The organism is Streptosporangium sp. NPDC023615 (assembly GCF_040640155.1).
Classification (GTDB): domain Bacteria; phylum Actinomycetota; class Actinomycetes; order Streptosporangiales; family Streptosporangiaceae; genus Streptosporangium.
Genome location: NZ_JBFABE010000001.1, coordinates 158,068 through 176,205, shown reverse-complemented (window position 1 = coordinate 176,205; position 18,138 = coordinate 158,068). Strand labels below are relative to the sequence as shown.

The following is an 18,138-nucleotide window of genomic DNA, read 5'->3' as shown; positions in this document are numbered from 1 at the left end:
CCGCTCCTTATGTCCCGATCGACACCAAATCTCGCATCCCATGGGGGAGCCCGCGGTGCCGCGCCTATGCTGGGTGACCTCATCCGCGGGACGATGGAGGTCGTGGTGGTGACGGGAACGCACGCGGTGAGACCCTCCCGCCGTTCCGGTCCGGCCACCCCCTCGCGGGGCCGGCGGGTGCTGCGTCTCCTGGCCTCGCACTGGGTCTTCGCGCTCGCCCTGCTGGCCGGGGGCGGGGTGCGCGCGCTGGCCGTGCTCGGCTACCGCCCGGCCCTGTGGTTCTGGGCCGACTCCTTCGTCTACCTGAACGCCGGGCTCGCCCCGCGCCCCCTGGAGTCCCGTCCGGCGGGGTACGCGCTGTTCCTGTGGGTCCTCAAGCCGCTCTCCAGCGTCCAGGCCGTGGTCGTCGTCCAGCACCTCCTGGGGCTGGCCGTGGCCGTCTGCGTCTACCTGCTGCTGCGCAGGCTGGGCGGGCTCCCGGGGTGGGGCGCGACGCTGGCCGCGCTGCCGGCGCTGCTGGACGTCCACCAGGTCCAGCTCGAGCACCTCGTCATGGCCGACCTGCTCTTCCAGTTCCTGGTGGTGGTGGCGGTCACGACGCTGCTGTGGCGGCGGCGCCCCGCGACGTGGGTCGCGGCGCTGGCCGGCGCGCTGCTGGCGGCGGCGACCGTCACCCGGACCGTCGGGCTGCCGCTGATCGCCGTCGTGGTGGTCTGCCTGCTGCTCCGCCGCGCCGGGTGGCGGGCGGTCGTCGCGGCCACGCTGACCGCCGTGGTCGGCCTGGGCGGGTACGTGGCCTGGTTCGCGTCCGAGCACGGCACCTACGGGCTGACCCGGGGGAACGCGTTCCTGTGGGCGCGGACGATGACCTTCGCCGACTGCGCCGTCATCCGGCCGCCCGGCCCGGAGGCGGCCCTGTGCCCGGCCGAGCCGCGGGAGGCGCGCAAGGCGCCGCCGCTCTACATCTGGGACGGCGACTCGCCGCTGAACAAGGTCAAGGGGAGCTGGGCCGAGCGCGACGCCCTCGCCGGGGCCTTCGCCACCCGGGCCATCACGGCCCAGCCGCTGGACTTCCTGCGGACCGGCCTGGCGGACGTGGCGCACGTCTTCGACTGGACGCGGCGCGTCTACCCGGCCCCCGGGCCGCAGAGCGCCTACGTCTTCCCCGACACCGCCCGGCCCTTCCCCACCGGGACCGCCTCGGCGGGCAGGACCGCCGAGGAGCTCACCGTCGCCTACCAGGGCGTCTCGGGGGCGCCCGTGCTGGTCGAGCCGTACGCGGGGCTGCTGCGCGGCTACCAGGAGTACGGCTACGTCCGGGGGCCCTACCTCGCGGTGATCTGCCTGGTCGGGCTGGTCGGCGTGCTGAGGCGGCTGCGGCGCCTCGGCGGCGTGGTGCTGCTGCCGTGGGCGGCCGGGGCCGTGCTGCTGGTGCTGCCGCCGTTCATCGCGGCCTTCGACCACCGCTACGTCGTGCCCGCCCTGCCGCTGCTCTGCCTGGCCGCCGGACTCGCCTTCGGTTCCCGGCGGCGCGAGGAGCGGCGCGAGGAGCACGCCCCCGGCGAGCCGGGTCCCGGGCCGGACGGTCCGCACGACGGTCCCGGGGCGCCTCCCGGGGACGGCCCGGAAGGCGGTCCCGGCACGGATCCGGGAACCGGCGACCGGGCGCCGTACGGCGAGGCGGAGGAGCACCGGTGGGCGTCCGGGCGGCCGGTGTACGCGAGCCCCGTCCACGAGCGGGCGTACGGCGAGGGCAGGGCCGGCGGGGACGCGGGCGGGGTCGCGGAGCGCCCGCCGGGGGCGTACGGCGGGGCGGCCGGGGTGCCGCTCTTCGGCAGGCAGGCCCACCGCGACTCCTACGGGACGGCCTACGGCGGGTCAGTGACGCCGGACGTGCAGCCGGACCAGCACGCCGAGTTCTACCTCCCCGAGCGCCCGTCGGACCTTCCCCACCGCGTCCCGGTTGAGTCGCGCCACCAGCTTGCCGACATCGGTCCCCGGGGCGCAGCACACGGTGACGCGCAGCCGCTCGTCCCGTACATGCCTGACCCCGACCCGGGTGAGCCCTTCGACTTCTTTAAGGGCAACACCGAGCACGGCCGTCCCCGTCCCGGCCCGCCTGCCGCACCGTCCCCACCCCAGGGCGTGTAGCAGCCACCGCACCGCCAGGACCGACAGCACCGTCAGCGTCACCGCGACGAGCCATCCCTGCCAGGGGTGCCCGGCCAGCCATCCGGGGAGGCCGTGGCGCACGAGCCGGGCGTCCGGGCGGTGGCCGGGCAGGTCGCCGCGTCCCCGCAGGAAGGCGTACAGCCCGGCGCAGCCGAGCACCGCGCCGGTGACGGCCAGCCCGATCCGGTTTCCCGTGTACGGCCTCATCGGCTGCTCCGCCTGCACAGCCGCACCGTGACGTCGCCGCCGTACATCGAGCCCAGGCCCGCCAGGCGGTCGCCCACCGCGGCGCCCACCCGGCGCAGGACCGGCCCGGTCCGCTCGGCGTCGGTGAAGACCGTGACCTCGACGACCCGTGAGGCGAGGCGGACCCGCGCCTGGTTCACCTCCTCCACCGACTCGGCGGCCTCCCGCAGCGTGCGGCGGAGCCCGGACCGCGTGATGCCGATCACCAGGTGCGGGTCGCCCGGTTCCAGCGGGACCAGCCGCGGGCGTCCCGGCACGACGGCGAGGGCGAGCATCGTCGCTCCCGCCACCATGGCGAGCGCCGCGACGGCGAAGACGGCGGGATCGGACCATCTCCACGCGCCCACCCCCTCGACGAGCAGGCGGTAGGGTTCGCGCGCGACCGGCGACCCCATCAGCAGGCCGACCGTCGTCGAGGCCGACAGCGACAGGAGGGCGGCCACCACCAGGGCCGCCGGGACGCCCGCCGGGGTCCTGCCCGGCCGCAGCAGCCGCAGCGACCTGCGGCGTACCTCCTGGAACTGCTCGCCCGCGGCCTTGCCCGCCGAGCCGCTCCCCGAGCCGCCGCCCCCCGAGCCGCCACCGCTTCCCGAGCCCGCCAGGATGTCCTGGAGAGTAGTCGTCATTCGTTCACATGTACGCGCCCCATAGGTCCCGGGCGGGGGATCACCCGCCCACTTGCCCGATCCTGTGCCCTCCCCGGCGGGAGAATTGATCACCCCGGCAGTAATGTGAACATTACTCATATTCGTTGCGGCCGGGTTATCCTGCGGACATGGACGACCGTCAGCGCTACGACCGGGTCACCGCCCACCTCGATCCCCCCTTCGCCGTCGTCGACCTGCCCGCCCTGCGCGCCAACGCGGCGGCGATGGTACGGCGGGCGGCGGGCAAGCCGATCAGGGTCGCCAGCAAGTCCGTCCGTTCCCGGGCCGTGCTGGAGCGGATCCTCGCCATGGACGGCTACGCCGGGATCATGGCCTTCACCCTTCCCGAGGCCCTCTGGCTGGTCTCCACCGGGATGCGGGACGTCCTGGTCGCCTACCCCACCGTGGACCGCGCCGCGCTCGCCGAGCTGGCCGCCGGCCCGCGCGCCGCCCAGGAGATCACCGTCATGGTGGACCGGGCCGAGCAGCTCGACCTCGTCGAGGCCGCCGTCTCCGGGGTCCGCGACCGCCAGGAGATCCGGGTCTGCCTGGACGTCGACGCGGGCTACCTCGCCCTCGGCGGCCGGTTCCGGGCCGGCGTGCGCCGCTCCCCCGTCCGCGACATCGGCCAGGCCGTCGACCTGGCCACCGAGATCGCGAAACGGCCGGGCTTCCGCCTGGTGGGCGTGATGGCGTACGAGGCGCAGATCGCCGGCGTCGGCGACGACCTGCCCGGCAGGCCCGCCCGCACCCGGGCCGTCCGCTGGATGCAGGCCCGCTCACAGCGCGAGCTGATCATCCGGAGGGGCCGGATCGTCCAGGCCGTACGCCAGATCACCGACCTGGAGTTCGTCAACGGCGGCGGCACCGGCAGCATCGAGAAGACCACCCGTGAGCGCGCCGTCACCGAGATCACCGCGGGCTCCGGTTTCTTCCATCCCCGCCTGTTCGACTTCTACCGGAACTTCACCGGCAGGCCCGCCGCGCTGTTCGCGCTGCCGGTGGTGCGCCGTCCCGCCCCGGGCGTGGTCACGGTCCTCGGCGGCGGCTACACCGCCTCCGGCCCTCCCGGCGAGGACCGCCTGCCCCAGCCCTACCTGCCGTGCGGATTGCGCTACGACCCGGACGAGGGGGCCGGGGAGGTCCAGACCCCCCTGATCGGGCAGGCCGCCGAGGACCTGCGCCCCGGCGACCGGGTCTGGTTCCGGCACGCCAAGGCCGGTGAGCTCTGCGAGCGTTTCACCAGCCTGCACCTGATCGAGGAGGACGGGGTCGTGGACGAGGTCCCCACCTACCGCGGCGAGGGGCACGCCTTCCTCTGACCCCGCCGGTCCTTCCGGTGGCCCTCGTCACCGGGTGACGCCCGCCGACCGCGGCGCCCGTCACCGGTCATGCCCCGTCACCGTCACCGGCCGGGTCCCGTCACCGGCCGGGTCGCGTCACCGGTGAGGGCCACCGCCGGTCGAGCCCGTCACCGGTTGCGCCGCCTCCACAGCATGACGATCGCGCCGAGCGCCAGCACCGCGCCCACCCCGATCAGGACCGGCGCCAGGTCCGGCCGGTCCTCCTCCCACAGGTCGTCCGGCTCACCGGCGACCCGCACCGGCCTCGGCCCGGCCGCACCGCCGACCAGGTCGCCGACCTGCGCGACCAGATGCTCCGCGTTCGCCCTGACCTTCGCCACACCACGCTCCGCGACCCGCTTGGGGCTCACCCGGTCCGCGATGGCGTCCACCGTCTGGGCCAACTCCGCGCGCGTGCGCTCGATCTGCCGTTCCAACTCCGCGGGATCGGTGTCCGCCATGGCTATCCTCCCCTACACCTCGACGTCGATCAGTCTGTCAGGTCCGGTCCACCCTCGGCACTTCGGGCAGGCCGGTAAGTTGACCCGGGAACCCTTCCTCGGAGGAACACCATGAAACTCGAGCCGGGCGACGCCGCCCCGGACTTCACGCTTCCCGCCGCCGACGGCACCACCGTGTCGCTGGAGGCCCACCGCGGCAGGCGCGTCATCCTCTACTTCTACCCCGCCGCGATGACCCCGGGCTGCACCAAGCAGGCCTGCGACTTCCGCGACAGCCTCGACTCCCTGACCTCGGCCGGGGTCGCCGTCCTCGGCGTCTCCAAGGACACCCCGGCCAAGCTCGCGAAGTTCGCCGAGCACGACGCCCTGACCTTCCCGCTCCTGTCGGACCCCGACCTGGAGGTCCACAGGGCCTACGACGTCTACGGCGAGAAGACCATGTACGGGAGGACCACCATGGGGGTCATCCGCTCCACCTTCGTCATCGACGCCGACGGCAAGGTCGAGAAGGCCCTCTACAACGTGAAGGCGACCGGGCACGTGGCCCGCCTCCGCCGCGAACTCGGCCTCGACTGACCCTGCCCGCGCCGCCCGCGCCGCCCGCGCCGTTCACGCCATTCGAGTCGTTCGAGTCGTCCCGATTGTTCGGGTCATGTGCCACGACGTGAGCGGGCCCCGGGAATGGCCCCACCCGCCGCACGGTCCCGGGGCACGCCGCCAAATACGCGTACGCCCTTGAAACAAACGGGAAACGGCCGGGAATGCTCTGGAACGCGCCCTCGGGGGCCGCGGCCGGCGTCCCCGGCCACACCCGGTTTCGCCCGGCGGCCCGCACCCCCGCCGAACTCCGCCCAGTTCAGAGGCACCCTGATCACAATAGGGATGCCGTACGGCCGCACGGGATGTAGGATCGAGCACGTTCGGCGGGGCCGGAAATCGGGGCCGAACACCCGTCACGTCAATGGCGACCGGCTCGACAAAAGAAAAGAAACTCCCGCTCCCTCCGCCCGGACCGTCGTTCACGGCGGGGAAATTCGCGGGAAGATCCAGGGGCCGTAGTCCAACGGCAGAGACACACGGTTTAGGTCCGTGCCAGTTCGGGTTCGAATCCCGACGGCCCTACAGAGAAATCCCGGCGGCCCCGCAGACAATCGTCGCCGCCTCACCGGCACGAGGCCGGACCCCACGCCTCGACACCGCCGCACCCCTGCCGTTCGGCCTCGCGTTCTCGGTGGAACGGCGCGACAGCGCAGAACCCCGGATGAGGGATCGTTCCTCGGGCGCCCGCGGGAGTTTCCCTCGCGGGGCGAGAAAACGAAAGGTCACGCGGCCCGTTCTTCGCGACCGCGTGACCTGTCGTCGTTGTGACTGATCACCACAAACTGCTCCCTTTACCCACCCCGGAGGGTGCTCCCGGAAACAAGAGTGCCCCACGGGCCGTAAGGCCCGCGTAAGCGGTGACGGATGTGCGACCTGGGTCGTACACGCGGTTCCCCCCTCAGGGGGAAGGGTTCTGATCTGGTCGTACGTATCGTGGTGGTGTGTTCGGCAGACTACGCGCCTGGAGCGGGCGCCATCCCCGGGTCATCGACGCCCTCTGGCTGGTCCCGTTCCTGCTGATCTCGCTGCTCAACATGGTGATGGTGGGGGCCGGCTCCACCGCCTGGGAGGCCGCGGGCCTGGAGGCGTGGTGGTTCGCGGGGCTGGGCGTCCTGCTGTTCGCGCCGCTGTTCTGGCTGCGCGGGCGCCCCCTCACGGTCTTCGTGATCATTTCGGTGACCTGCTTCCTCCAGTGGCTCCTCGGTGTCCCGCCGCTGTTCTTCAACGTCTCCGTGCTCGTCGCGATGTACGGGGTGGCGTCGCGGCGCCCGTTGCGCTGGGCGGTCGCGGCGGGCCTGGTGGTGGAGCTGGGCCTGTTCCTGGTGTTCGTCTCGCCGTTGGAGGCCGGGGACGAGGCCGGCTTCTCGACCACGTCGGCGTTCTCGGTCGCGATCTGGATGGCGGGGATCTACGCCAACACCCGGCGCCGCTACCTGGAGGGGCTGGAGGAGCGGGCCGAACGGGCCGAACGTGAGCGCGACCAGCAGGCCAGGCTGGCCGCGGCGGCCGAGCGGGCCCGTATCGCCCGCGAGCTGCACGACGTGGTCGCGCACAACGTCAGCGTGATGATCGTCCAGGCCGACGGGGCGGGGTACGCGATCGACCGCGACGTGGAGCAGGCGCGCCGGGCGATGCAGGCCGTCTCGGCCACCGGGCGCAGGGCGCTGGCGGAGATGCGGCGGATGGTCGGCGTGCTGCGGGCCGACGACGCGCCCGGGGAGTACGCGCCGCAGCCGAGCCTGGCGCAGCTGGACGAGCTGGTGTCGCAGGTGCGGGCCTCCGGCCTGCCGGTGGACCTGCGGGTGTCCGGGACCGTCAGGGAGCTCCCCGAGGGGGAGCAGCTCACGGTCTACCGGATCGTGCAGGAGGCGCTCACCAATACCCTCAAGCACGGCGGCCCGGTCAGCAGGGCCACGGTCGAGATGGAGTACGGCGTGCGGGATCTGCTGTTGCGGGTGACCGACGACGGCCGAGGCGCCTCGGCGCGGGAGCACGAGGGCGGGCACGGCCTGGTGGGGATGCGCGAACGGGTGGCGATGTTCGGCGGGAGCGTCGAGGCGAGGCCCGAGGTGGGCGGCGGTTTCCGGGTGGTGGCACGGCTGCCGATCGGCGGGGCCGGGGCGGAGCGGGCGGCATGACGGGGCGCGGCCCGCGCGACGACGCGGGCGGGGAGGGGTGAGCGGCCCGGTGAGCGGTGAGATCATCCGGGTGATGCTCGTCGACGACCAGGAACTGCTCCGTACCGGGTTCCGGATGGTGCTCGGCGCCCACCCCGACGTCGAGATCGTCGCGGAGGCCGGAAACGGCGCCGAGGCGGTGGCGACGGTGAGGAGGGTCGAGGTCGACGTGGTGCTGATGGACGTGCGGATGCCCGTCATGGACGGGGTGGAGGCGACGCGGCTGATCCGTTCGGTGCCCGACGGGCCCCGGGTGCTGATCCTGACCACCTTCGACCTGGACGACTACGCGTTCGCGGCGTTGAAGGCGGGCGCGTCGGGGTTCCTGCTGAAGGACGTGCCCCCCTCGGACCTGGTGAGCGCGATCCGCTCGGTGCACAGCGGGGACGCGGTGGTGGCGCCCAGCACGACGCGGCGGCTGCTGGAGCGTTTCGTCGTGCATCTCCCGTCGGCGGGGGCCGCGGGCACGGCGGAGCCGGCGGCGCTGGCCGGGCTGACCGCCCGGGAGCGGGAGGTGCTGGTGCTGGTGGCCAGGGGGCTGTCGAACACCGAGATCGCCGGCCGGCTGGAGCTGGCGGAGGCGACGGTCAAGACGCACCTGGGCCGGGTGCTGGCCAAGCTGAACCTGCGGGACCGGGCGCAGGTGATCGTGTACGCCTACGAGTCGGGCCTGGTGACCCCGCACTCGGCCGACTGACCCCGGCCCGGGCCTGCCCGCCCGGCCCGCGTCTCTCGGCCGAACGGCCGATGCGGCGGTACGACGAAAGTGGCGCGGCTCCTCCCCCGGGTGCCCTCGGCACGGCCGCAGGTCAGGCCTAATGCCTGATGGAACGGCCCTTCCGGGTCAATAGCGTTTCCTGCGTCATAACGTCGTACGTTGTCGAGGAGAGTTGACGTGAGCATCACCGGAGAGGCCGGCGCGCGGGGCACCCGAAGAGGTGTGACACAGGCCGTGACGGCCAGGGGCCTGACCAAGGTGTACGGCCGGGGGGACACCGCCGTGCACGCGCTGCGGGGTGTGGACGTCACGTTCTTCACCGGCGCCTTCACCGCCATCATGGGCCCGTCGGGGTCGGGCAAGTCCACGCTGATGCACTGCCTGGCCGGGCTGGACACGGTGAGCGGCGGGCAGGTGCACATCGGGGACGTGGAGCTCACCGGGCTCGACGACAAGAAGCTCACCATGCTCCGCCGCGAGCGGATCGGCTTCGTCTTCCAGGCGTTCAACCTGCTGCCGACGCTCACGGCCGAGCAGAACATCCGGCTGCCGCTGGACATCGCCGGCCGGATGGCCGACCCCGCCCTGTTCGACCGGGTGGTGGACACCGTGGGCCTGCGCGACCGGCTGGGACACCGGCCCTCGGAGCTGTCGGGCGGGCAGCAGCAGCGCGTCGCGGTCGCCCGCGCCCTGATCAGCGCGCCACAGGTGATCTTCGCCGACGAGCCCACCGGCAACCTGGACTCGCGCAGCGGCGCCGAGGTGCTGTCGTTCCTGCGCACGTCGGTGCGCGAGCTCGACCAGACGATCGTGATGGTCACCCACGACCCGGTGGCCGCCTCCTACGCCGACCGGGTGATCTTCCTGAGGGACGGCCTGCTGGTCGACGAGCTGACCGGGCCGACGCCGCAGTCGGTGCTGGACACGCTGATGAAGCTGGAGGTGTGAGGTGCTGAGGACCACGCTGGCCGGGCTGCGCGCGCACCGCCTGCGCCTGGCGCTGACCTCGCTGGCCATCGCGCTGGGCGTGGCGTTCATCGCGGGCACGTTCGTGCTGACCGACACCATCGACGCGGGCTACACCCAGAAGTTCTCCGCGGCGGCCGACCGGCTGGACGTCGCCGTCCTCCCCGTGGACGGCAAGGGCGAGGAGGAGGCTCTCGTCTCCGACGCTACCCTGAGGAGGATCCGCGCCGTGGACGGCGTCACCGACGCCCAGGGTCTGGTGCGGGGGACGTCCGCCCTGATCGGCAAGGACGGCAAGGCCGCCGGTGACTTCCCGACGCTGGGGATCTCGCTCCCCGAGGGAGACCTGAACCGTACCGTCGTCGTCGAGGGGCGGGCCCCGCGGAACGGGCGGGAGGCCGTGCTCGACGAGGGCACCGCCAGGAAGCGGGGCTTCCGGGTCGGCGACACCGTCACCGTGCTGGACGCCGGCGACAGGCGGCACACGTTCGCCCTGGTGGGCCTGTTCGACGGCGGCCTGGACCAGGAGATCGGGTACGTGGGGGCGGTGGGCTACACCACCGCCACGGCCCGCGAGATGACCGGGACGCGGGGATTCGCCGAGGTCGACGTCGTCGCCGCCGAGGGGGTCTCCCAGGAGACGTTGCGCGCCTCGGTCGCCGCGGCGGCCGGTAAGGGCCACGAGGTCAGGACCGGCGAGCGGTACGCCGCCGACCTGGCGAGGACGAACGGCGGCAACAACGAGATCCTCACCGTGGGGCTGCTGATGTTCGGCGTGGTGGCGATGTTCGTGGCCGCGCTGGTCATCTACAACACCTTCACCATCCTGGTGGTGCAGCGGACCCGGGAGATGGCGCTGCTGCGGTGCATCGGCGCCACCCGTCGCCAGGTCTTCGGCTCGATCCTGCTGGAGTCGGTCGTGGTCGGCCTGCTCTCGTCGGTACTGGGCCTGCTGCTCGGCTACGGCCTGGGCGCGGGGGCACTGGCCGTGCTCGCCGCGGTCGACGCGCCGCTGCCCACGGCCGGCGCCTCCCTGGCGCCGCGCACGATCGTGCTGGGCCTGGTCGTCGGCCTGGTCGTGACGGTCGGCGCGGCCCTGCTGCCCGCCCGGACGGCGACACGGGTGGCGCCGGTCGCCGCCCTGGGCGCGCAGGTCGAGGAACCGACCTTCCGGGCCGGTGTGCTCCGGACGGTCTCCGCGACGCTGCTGCTGGTCGCGGGGGCGGCGGTGATGACGCTGGCGGTGACGATGGACCCGGGCGAGACCGCACTCTTCGTGGTCATGGCGGGTGCCTCGCTCGTGTTCCTGGGCGTGCTGGTCCTGGGCCCGGTGATCGTCAGGCCGCTCTCCGCCTTCGCCGGGTGGGTCCCGGCCAAGCTCTTCGGCGTGCCCGGCAGGCTCGCCCTGGACAACTCCCGGCGCAACCCGAAGCGGTCGGCGACCACCACGGTGGCGCTCACCGTGGGCGTGACGCTGATGACGGTCATCTCGGTCGTCACCGGCACCGTGCGGGCGACGTACACCCAGCAGCTCGACGAGCAGTTCCCCGTCGACTACATGGTGCAGAGCCAGGGACGCGACTCGGTCCTGCCCCGCTCGATCGCCGAGGAGCTGCGCGTCCGGCCGGAGTTCGCCTCGGTCGTCGCGTTCCGCTCGACCACCGCCCCCCTGGAGTCCAGGGACGGCACGTACCAGGTGGGGACGTTCACCCCGGCCCCGGGGTTCGCCCCGAAGCTCGACGCGGGCTCGATCGACCGGCTCGCACCGGGGACCGCGCTCGTCGCCGCCCATATCGCCAAGGACCTCAAGGCCGGCGTCGGAGGCCGGATCACCGTACGGACGAAGGAGGCCGGTCCGGTCGCCCTGACGATCGCGGGCGTGTCCGGCACGGAGTCGAACCTGTTCGAGGTGACGGTGCCGGCCGGGGAGTTCGACCGCTACTTCCCGGGGGTCGACGACGCCCGGGTGATGGTCAACCACCGGGACGGCGTGAACCCCGACACGGCGCTGGCGGTGGTCGAGGCGGCCACCAAGGCGTACCCGACGGCGAAGGTGATCAGCTCGACGGAGGTGCGGGGCGAGTTCGACGAGACGCTCGACATGATGCTGATGATCATCACGGGCCTGCTGGGCCTGGCGGTGCTCATCTCCCTGCTGGGCATCGCGAACACGCTCTCGCTCTCGGTGCACGAACGCACCCGCGAGTCGGCGCTGCTGCGGGCGCTCGGCCTGACCCGGCCGCAGCTGCGGCGGATGCTCTCGGTCGAGGCGCTGGTCCTGGGCCTGATCGGGGCGCTGGTGGGCGTGGTGCTGGGCGTCGTGTTCGGCTGGGCCGCGGCGCAGACGATGACCGAGGACGTCCTGTTCCGGCTTCCGGTGTGGCAGATCCTGGCGTTCGTGGCGCTGTCCGGGCTGGCCGGGGTGGTGGCCGCGGTGCTGCCCGCCCGGCGCGCGGCCCGCGCCTCGGTGGTGGGCTCGCTCGCGAGCGGCTGACCCCGGGCCGGTCCGGCACCTCCCGGCGGAACCGGGTGTGAGCCGGACGTGAGCCGGGAGACCGGCGGGCGGGGTGACAGGCGGGTGGGGCCGGGACGTCTCCTATCGGGGGCGGCGTCCCGGCCACAGCTCGGCCACCGTCTCGGGGTTGAGCAGCGGCCGGATGACGATCTCGCCGGTGGCCTTGTCGATGACCACGCACCCGGCGCCGACGGTGTCGGGCAGCACGCCGGGATCGTCCGGCTCCGGCTCGTTCGCCCAGGCGACGTAGCCCTCCGTGAAGGCGTAGATCCGGATGTCGGAGTTGGCGCCCGCGCCGCGGACCCCGCTGAAGTACTCCTCCGCCACCGCCCTGGCCTGCTCCGGGTTCACAGCCGCCGCCCCTCCCTGTCGATCACGATGCAGAACACGCCGGTCACCGACTCGTACAGCGGCTCCACCGCCATGTGCCCCCGCTGCGCGTCGATCCAGATGACCTCGCCGTCGAAGTTCACCGCGTTCCACGCGTGGCTGCCCCCGGCCGGCCAGCGGTTGACGATCAGCGCGGCCGAGCCGTGCCCCCCGGCGAGCAACGCCTGCGCGACCGGGATGTAGGAGTGGCGTCCCTGCCCCACGTACTGGAAGCGCTGGCCCAGCCAGCGTTCGGCCCGGGCCACTCCCCCGGCCTCCCCGCCGAGCAGCGGCTTGCCGACGCGGTCGTACTCGGGACGCCGGGGCGCGGCCACCGCGGGGACGCCGTACCAGGTCGAGAGCACCGACAGGGCGCAGTCGATCGCGTTGGTGGCGCGGAACGGGTCGTCGCCGGAGCCGCTCCCGTTGATCAGCCTGATCCACATGCCGCGCGGGTCGGGGAAGCGGCGCGGGGCGCCCTGCTCGCCGGCCGGGACGGCCTTGAGCATGTCCTCCTCGGTCTGCGGGTCTGGCCTGGCCAGCCCGCCCGCCAGCCCGTACGGCCGGCACTGGTCCAGCCGCGCCGGCCCCCAGCGCATCGGCTCGCGCTCCCTCGGCGCCGCCACCACGGCCGACACCTGGATCTCCAGCTCGAAGTCCCGCCACCGCTGCCCGTCCGCGGTCACCACGGGGTTGTAGACCCCCGCGGGCACACTCCACTCGTTCACGGCTCCCCCGTCACCCGCTCATCTGCGAGCCAGATCGTAGGACGGGGCCCGTCGCGCCGACGAGGAGTTGACCATTTACAGGCCACGCCTCCGGCGCGGCGTGGGACAACGGAGGACCAGGTTCCTCTCCGGGACCGCCTCTTCGGTGTCACCCGGACGGGTCCGCACCGGCTCACCACGGTCGGGGCGGGGCCCTCGGTCAGGTGACCTCCACCCGGACGGTGTGCCAGCCGGTGGCGCCGTCCGGGGTGATGGGGGCCTGTTCTGCGGTCTGGGTGTAGCCGGTGGCGTCGGTGGCGCGGACCTCGACGGTGTGGCTGCCGGGGGTGGCGTCCCAGTCGTCGAGGACCCACTGGCGCCAGGTGTCGGCGGTGGGGGCCTCGGCGAGGCGGGCCTGGCGCCACGGCCCTCCGTCGACACGCACCTCGACGGCGTCGATGCCCTTGTGCTGGGCCCAGGCGACGCCCGCGACGGGGGTCCGCCCGGCCGGCACGGACGAACCGCTCGCGGGCAGGTCGATGCGGGACTGGGTCTTGATCGGCCCCCGGGCGGACCAGCCCCGGGGCGTCCAGTAGCCCTCGTCCCGGTCGAAGCGGGTGACCTTGATCTCGGTGACCCACTTGGTGGCCGAGACGTAGCCGTACAGGCCCGGGACGACCTGGCGGACCGGGAAGCCGTGGTCGACGGGGAGCGCCTCGCCGTTCATGGCGAAGGCCAGCAGGGAGTCGCGGCCGTCCATGACGACGTCGGCCGGGGTCCCGGCGGTCCAGCCGTCGGCCGACGTGCTGAGCAGCATGTCCGCCCCCTTCTGGACGCCCGCGTCGCGCAGCACCCCGGCGAGGCTGACGCCCAGCCAGCGGGCGTTGCCGATGTAGGGGCCGCCGACCTCGTTGGAGACGCAGCACAGCGTGACGTCGGCCTCGGTGACGGTGCGCTTCATCAGGTCGGCGAAGGTGAGCTCGACGGGCCGGTCGACCATGCCGTGGATCGTGAGGGTCCAGTCCCGCGGGTCCACCTGGGGGACGACCAGGGCGGTGTCCACGCGGTAGAAGTCGTCGTTCGGGGTGACGAACGGTGCCAGGCCCCTGATCCTCAGGTCGGTGCCCGCCGGGAGCGGGGCGAGGGGCGTGGCGGGCCTGGGGAGCGTGACGCCTCTCCGCGCCGCGGTCACGTTGGCCCGGCCGGAGAACAGGTGGCCGGTGACGCCGGCCACCCCGGCGACGGCGACGCCGCCGAGTGCGCCGGTCAGCAGGCCGCGGCGGTCGAACGCGCGCAGGTCGTCCCCGGCCCGCATGACGGGCGGGACGGCCGCACCCGTGACCTGCGGGGTCGGGACGCCGGACCGGTCCCCGGTATCCGGCAGGGTCTCCGGCAGGGTCTCCGTGGTGGAAGCCGTCGCGGTGGCCCGCAGGGCCGGGGAGGGCTCCGGTCGGGGCGCGGGCGGGCTCTCCCGCAGGGTGTGGTGAACGCCGGGGAGCTCGTCGGCGGGCACCAGGGCGCGGCGGACGAGCCGTCGCAGGGCGAACACGCCGGCGCCGACGCCGAGCAGCGTGGGCAGCAGGTCGGTCACACCCGCGCCGGGACGGGTCAGCACGGCGGCGACGCCGAGCAGGCCGAACGCGGCCAAGCCCGCCATCCCGTACCGGAGGTCGCGGACGGCGGCCATGCCCAGCAGTGCGGCGAGGACGGCCATCACCACCAGGATGCCCCCGACGAGGACCACCTTGTCGCTCTCGCCGAACGTGCGGATCGCCCATTCCTTGAGCGGCGCCGGGCTGAGGTCGACGGCGGAGTCTCCGACCGCGACGACCGGGAAGGTGGAGGGGTTCATCAGGCCCGCGACGAGGAGGGAGAACCCCACCGCCACGACGCCGGAGACCAGGCCGATCAGCGCCGCGGCCCACGAGGGCATGCGCCCGTTGCTCTGCATACCCCCGACGCTACGCCCTCGCGGGACCGCCGGTTCTTACGCCCCGATTACGTACGGGGCGGATGATCTCCCCGGTCTCGACCAGCGGGTCGGACGATCTCCTCGGCCAGGATCGGGACGAGCGCGCGGAAGGCGCGGCCCCGGTGGCTGATGGCGTCCTTCTCGGCGGCGGACAGCTCGGCGGTGGTCCGGCTCTCCCCTTCCGGGACGAAGATCGGGTCGTAGCCGAAGCCGTTCGTGCCGCGCGGGGCGTCGACGATCACGCCGTGCAGCGCGCCCTCGGTGACCCGCTCGTGCCCCGACGGCAGCGCCAGGGCGGCGGCGCACGCGAAGTGCGCGCCCCGATGGCCGCCGGGAACGTCGGAGACCTGCGCGAGCAGCAGGGCCAGGTTGGCCGGGTCGTCGCCGTGCCTGCCCGACCAGCGGGCGGAGAAGATGCCCGGCATGCCGTTCAGCGCGTCCACGCAGAGGCCCGAGTCGTCGGCGATCGCCGGGAGCCCGGACTGCCGGGCGACGGCGTGCGCCTTGAGCAGCGCGTTCTCCGCGAAGGTCAGGCCGGTCTCGGCGACGTCGCCGATCTCGGGGAACTCCTCCAGGCCGACGATCTCGACCGGGACCGAGGCGTCGGCCAGGATCCGGCGGAGCTCGGCGATCTTCCCGGCGTTGCGGGTGGCGAGCACCACCCTGGGTGCGCTCACGCCAGCGCCTCCCGCTGCAGGCGGGTGAGCTCGGCGCATCCGGCGACGCCCAGGTCGAGCAGCTCGTCCAGGGCGGCCCGGTCGAACGGCTTGCCCTCGGCGGTGCCCTGGACCTCGACGAACTCGCCGGAGCCGGTCATCACCACGTTCATGTCGGTCTCGGCGGCGACGTCCTCGGTGTAGCAGAGGTCGAGCAGCGGGGTCGAGCCGACCACGCCCACGGACACGGCCGCGACCGAGTCGATCAGCGGGTCGCCACCGCACATCTTCTTCTTGCGCATCCACGCGACCGCGTCGGCCAGCGCCACGTACGCTCCGGTGATGGCGGCGGTGCGGGTGCCGCCGTCGGCCTGGAGCACGTCGCAGTCGATGACGATCGAGTTCTCGCCGAGCGTCTTGTAGTCGACGCAGGCCCTCAGGGAGCGGCCGATCAGGCGGGAGATCTCGTGCGTCCGCCCGCCGATCTTGCCGCGGACCGACTCGCGGTCGTTGCGGGTGTTGGTGGCACGCGGCAGCATGGCGTACTCGGCGGTGATCCAGCCCTGACCGCTGCCCCGGCGCCAGCGCGGCACGCTGTCCTGCACGGAGGCGGCACAGAGCACCTTGGTGCCGCCGAACTCGACGAGCACCGAGCCCTCGGCGTGGGCGAGCCAGCCGCGGGTGATCGTGACGGGGCGGAGCTGATCGGGAGAACGTCCATCTGCACGGGCCATGCCGTTCACCCTAGGTCATACCGGGCCCCGCTCCGCGCCAGTTCCATGCGCCCGCCGAAGCCCCCGCGCGAGGCGTCCTCAAGGACGCGGTCGCGGTCGTTCCAGGGCACCAGGTGGGTCAGGACCAGGGTCTCCACGTCCGCCTTGGCCGCGTGCTCGGCGGCCTGGCGGCCGTTCAGGTGCAGCCCGGTGGGAAGGCCGGGCCGGTCGAGGTGGGAGGCCTCGCACAGGAGCACGTCGGCGCCGGAGGCGAGCGTGACGAGCTCGGGGCTCTCGCCGGTGTCACCGGAGTAGACCACCGATCTCCCCCCGTAGGAGACCCTGAACCCGTAGGTCTCCACGGGGTGGTTCATCAGCGCGGCCGTCACCTCGAACGGGCCCGCCCGGAAGACGCCGGACGTCAGGCCCACGAAGTCGAAGGCGGTGTCGAGCGGCGGCTCGTCCGGCATCGCGTAGGCCGAGTTCAGGCGACGGCGCGCGTCGGCCGGCGCGTACACCGGGATCCGGGGCAGCGGGCCGTGGGGCGAATAGGTGCGCACCACGTGGTACGGGCACATGTCCAGGCAGTGGTCGGCGTGCAGGTGCGACAGGCAGATCGCGTCCACGTCGTACAGTCCTATGTGCCTCTGGAGGGCGCCGAGGGCGCCGTTCCCGAAGTCGAGCAGCATGCGGAACCCCTCGGCCTCCAGCAGATAGCAGGAGGAAGGGCTGTCCGGGCCGGGGAAACTCCCCGAGCACCCGATGATCGTCAGTTTCATGGCGGCCTCCTACGGTCAGGTTGCGGTGCCGCGCGTCACGGCGCGGGCGCCGGTGGCCGGTGCCCGCCCGCCCCCCTTCGTCCGCCAGGCCCCGGCGCTCCCCCTACGGAGCGCCGGGACACCCTCACGCGCGATGCCCGTTACTCGGAACATCCCCTACAGTCGCCGCCTCGACCGCCTGGATCTCCGGTCCGAGGAACCGGCGGCCGAGGTCGGCGAAGAGGCCCGCGTCACCGGTGGCGCGGAAACGGTGCCTGGGCACGCCCCCTACGGCGGCCAGACCCCGGTCGTGCAGGATGCGGTACACGTCCTTGGCCGTCTCGTCGGCGCTGGACACCAGCGTCACCCCGTCCCCCACCACGTAGGAGATCGGCCCGGTGAGCAGCGGGTAGTGCGTGCATCCCAGGATCAGCGTGTCGCACCGGTCGGCGAGCACCGGCTTCAGGTAGTCGCGGATGACGCCGATGAGCTCCTCGCTCATCGTCTCCCCACGCTCGACGAACTCCACCAGGCGCGGCGCCGCCACCCCGGTCAGCCGGACGTCGGGAGCCGCGGCGAAGGCGTCGTGGTAGGCCATCGACTCGATGGTGGCCCTGGTCCCGATGACCCCGACCCTGCCGTTGCGGGTCGCCCGTACGGCACGACGGGTCGCCGGCTGGATCACCTCGACCACCGGCACGTCGTAGCGCTCCCGGGCGTCCCGGAGCACCGCGGCGCTGGCGCTGTTGCACGCGATCACCAGCATCTTCACGTCGTGCTCGACGAGGTGGTCCATCACCTCCAGCGCGTAGGCGCGGACCTGCGCGATGCTTTTGGGGCCGTACGGCTGCCGGGCCGTGTCGGCCACATAGAAGATCGACTCGTTGGGCAACTGATCGATGATCGCCCGAGCGACCGTCAGCCCGCCGACACCGCTGTCAAAGATTCCGATACTCGCTTGCGACACAGTTCCCAAGGCTAGGCGACCTGGGAGGATCGATCACGGTAAGAATCCTCACAACGCCGAATACCAGCCGAGATGTGTACTTTCCATGACATCTTTCGTCGGCGGCCTCACGGGGCGCTCCCGTCCCGCCCGTTCCGTCGGTCCCGGCGGG

The 18,138-nt window shown here is 73.1% G+C and carries 16 protein-coding genes and 1 tRNA gene; 8 read left to right on the top strand and 9 right to left on the bottom strand.

Features of this window, described 5'->3' with window-relative positions:
• The first annotated feature begins 66 nt into the window (after positions 1-66).
• Positions 67-2,151 carry a hypothetical protein gene (locus AB0G16_RS00770; protein WP_362796998.1) on the top strand — a complete coding sequence of 695 codons (2,085 nt, stop codon included), beginning with the start codon at positions 67-69 and terminating at the stop codon, positions 2,149-2,151.
• A gap of 224 nt (positions 2,152-2,375) precedes the next feature.
• Here AB0G16_RS00770 and AB0G16_RS00765 read toward each other — a convergent pair whose 3' ends face one another.
• On the bottom strand, positions 2,376-3,044 hold the full coding sequence (locus tag AB0G16_RS00765) for a DUF6286 domain-containing protein (protein ID WP_362796997.1): 669 nt from the start codon (positions 3,042-3,044) through the stop codon (positions 2,376-2,378).
• 149 nt (positions 3,045-3,193) lie between these two features.
• Here AB0G16_RS00765 and AB0G16_RS00760 point away from each other — a divergent pair, with 149 nt between their 5' ends.
• Positions 3,194-4,387: an amino acid deaminase/aldolase gene (locus AB0G16_RS00760; RefSeq protein WP_362796996.1), complete on the top strand. Its 1,194-nt coding sequence runs from the start codon at positions 3,194-3,196 to the stop codon at positions 4,385-4,387.
• Positions 4,388-4,536: 149 nt separating this feature from the next.
• Here AB0G16_RS00760 and AB0G16_RS00755 read toward each other — a convergent pair whose 3' ends face one another.
• On the bottom strand, positions 4,537-4,869 hold the full coding sequence (locus AB0G16_RS00755; protein WP_362796995.1) for a DUF3618 domain-containing protein: 333 nt from the start codon (positions 4,867-4,869) through the stop codon (positions 4,537-4,539).
• Positions 4,870-4,980: 111 nt separating this feature from the next.
• Between AB0G16_RS00755 and bcp the strand changes: the two genes are divergently transcribed.
• The 6 genes from bcp (at position 4,981) to AB0G16_RS00725 (ending at position 11,824) form a co-directional block, all read left to right on the top strand.
• On the top strand, positions 4,981-5,445 hold the full coding sequence (gene bcp, locus AB0G16_RS00750) for a thioredoxin-dependent thiol peroxidase (protein WP_362796994.1): 465 nt from the start codon (positions 4,981-4,983) through the stop codon (positions 5,443-5,445).
• Between the two features lie 473 nt (positions 5,446-5,918).
• Positions 5,919-5,991: transfer RNA gene (locus AB0G16_RS00745), tRNA-Leu, on the top strand.
• A 419-nt stretch (positions 5,992-6,410) separates the two neighbouring features.
• Positions 6,411-7,607 carry a sensor histidine kinase gene (locus AB0G16_RS00740; protein WP_362796993.1) on the top strand — a complete coding sequence of 399 codons (1,197 nt, stop codon included), beginning with the start codon at positions 6,411-6,413 and terminating at the stop codon, positions 7,605-7,607.
• Positions 7,608-7,668: 61 nt separating this feature from the next.
• Positions 7,669-8,343, top strand: a complete 675-nt coding sequence (locus AB0G16_RS00735; protein WP_362797135.1) for a response regulator transcription factor — start codon at positions 7,669-7,671, stop codon at positions 8,341-8,343.
• 198 nt (positions 8,344-8,541) lie between these two features.
• Complete coding sequence (locus tag AB0G16_RS00730; protein WP_362796992.1) at positions 8,542-9,312, top strand: ABC transporter ATP-binding protein; 771 nt, start codon at positions 8,542-8,544, stop codon at positions 9,310-9,312.
• 1 nt (position 9,313) lies between these two features.
• Positions 9,314-11,824 carry an FtsX-like permease family protein gene (locus tag AB0G16_RS00725; protein WP_362796991.1) on the top strand — a complete coding sequence of 837 codons (2,511 nt, stop codon included), beginning with the start codon at positions 9,314-9,316 and terminating at the stop codon, positions 11,822-11,824.
• A 102-nt stretch (positions 11,825-11,926) separates the two neighbouring features.
• Here AB0G16_RS00725 and AB0G16_RS00720 read toward each other — a convergent pair whose 3' ends face one another.
• The 7 genes from AB0G16_RS00720 to murI form a co-directional block, all read right to left on the bottom strand.
• The gene (locus tag AB0G16_RS00720; RefSeq protein WP_362796990.1) at positions 11,927-12,196 is read right to left on the bottom strand and encodes a hypothetical protein; all 270 of its coding nucleotides are present in this window, start codon (positions 12,194-12,196) and stop codon (positions 11,927-11,929) included.
• The gene (locus AB0G16_RS00715; protein ID WP_362796989.1) at positions 12,193-12,942 is read right to left on the bottom strand and encodes a toxin glutamine deamidase domain-containing protein; all 750 of its coding nucleotides are present in this window, start codon (positions 12,940-12,942) and stop codon (positions 12,193-12,195) included. Before AB0G16_RS00715 ends, AB0G16_RS00720 begins: the two co-directional genes overlap by 4 nt.
• A 199-nt stretch (positions 12,943-13,141) precedes the next feature.
• The gene (locus tag AB0G16_RS00710) at positions 13,142-14,872 is read right to left on the bottom strand and encodes a molybdopterin-dependent oxidoreductase (protein ID WP_362796988.1); all 1,731 of its coding nucleotides are present in this window, start codon (positions 14,870-14,872) and stop codon (positions 13,142-13,144) included.
• 47 nt (positions 14,873-14,919) lie between these two features.
• Positions 14,920-15,609 carry an RdgB/HAM1 family non-canonical purine NTP pyrophosphatase gene (gene rdgB, locus AB0G16_RS00705; protein ID WP_362796987.1) on the bottom strand — a complete coding sequence of 230 codons (690 nt, stop codon included), beginning with the start codon at positions 15,607-15,609 and terminating at the stop codon, positions 14,920-14,922.
• The gene (rph, locus tag AB0G16_RS00700) at positions 15,567-16,283 is read right to left on the bottom strand and encodes a ribonuclease PH (RefSeq protein ID WP_362796986.1); all 717 of its coding nucleotides are present in this window, start codon (positions 16,281-16,283) and stop codon (positions 15,567-15,569) included. Before rph ends, rdgB begins: the two co-directional genes overlap by 43 nt.
• Positions 16,284-16,288: 5 nt before the next feature.
• Positions 16,289-17,041 carry an MBL fold metallo-hydrolase gene (locus tag AB0G16_RS00695; protein WP_362796985.1) on the bottom strand — a complete coding sequence of 251 codons (753 nt, stop codon included), beginning with the start codon at positions 17,039-17,041 and terminating at the stop codon, positions 16,289-16,291.
• Between the two features lie 124 nt (positions 17,042-17,165).
• Positions 17,166-17,987: a glutamate racemase gene (gene murI, locus AB0G16_RS00690; RefSeq protein WP_362796984.1), complete on the bottom strand. Its 822-nt coding sequence runs from the start codon at positions 17,985-17,987 to the stop codon at positions 17,166-17,168.
• Positions 17,988-18,138: the final 151 nt, after the last annotated feature.

Excerpts from the sequence above, each read along its gene's own strand:
- AB0G16_RS00770 (WP_362796998.1), top strand. The coding sequence starts at position 67 with ATGCTGGGTGACCTCATCCGCGGGACGATGGAGGTCGTGGTGGTGACG.
- AB0G16_RS00765 (WP_362796997.1), bottom strand. The coding sequence starts at position 3,044 with ATGACGACTACTCTCCAGGACATCCTGGCGGGCTCGGGAAGCGGTGGC.
- AB0G16_RS00760 (WP_362796996.1), top strand. The coding sequence starts at position 3,194 with ATGGACGACCGTCAGCGCTACGACCGGGTCACCGCCCACCTCGATCCC.
- AB0G16_RS00755 (WP_362796995.1), bottom strand. The coding sequence starts at position 4,869 with ATGGCGGACACCGATCCCGCGGAGTTGGAACGGCAGATCGAGCGCACG.
- bcp (WP_362796994.1), top strand. The coding sequence starts at position 4,981 with ATGAAACTCGAGCCGGGCGACGCCGCCCCGGACTTCACGCTTCCCGCC.
- AB0G16_RS00710 (WP_362796988.1), bottom strand. The coding sequence starts at position 14,872 with ATGCAGAGCAACGGGCGCATGCCCTCGTGGGCCGCGGCGCTGATCGGC.
- rdgB (WP_362796987.1), bottom strand. The coding sequence starts at position 15,609 with ATGCGCCGAGCTCACCCGCCTGCAGCGGGAGGCGCTGGCGTGAGCGCA.
- rph (WP_362796986.1), bottom strand. The coding sequence starts at position 16,283 with ATGGCCCGTGCAGATGGACGTTCTCCCGATCAGCTCCGCCCCGTCACG.
- AB0G16_RS00695 (WP_362796985.1), bottom strand. The coding sequence starts at position 17,041 with ATGAAACTGACGATCATCGGGTGCTCGGGGAGTTTCCCCGGCCCGGAC.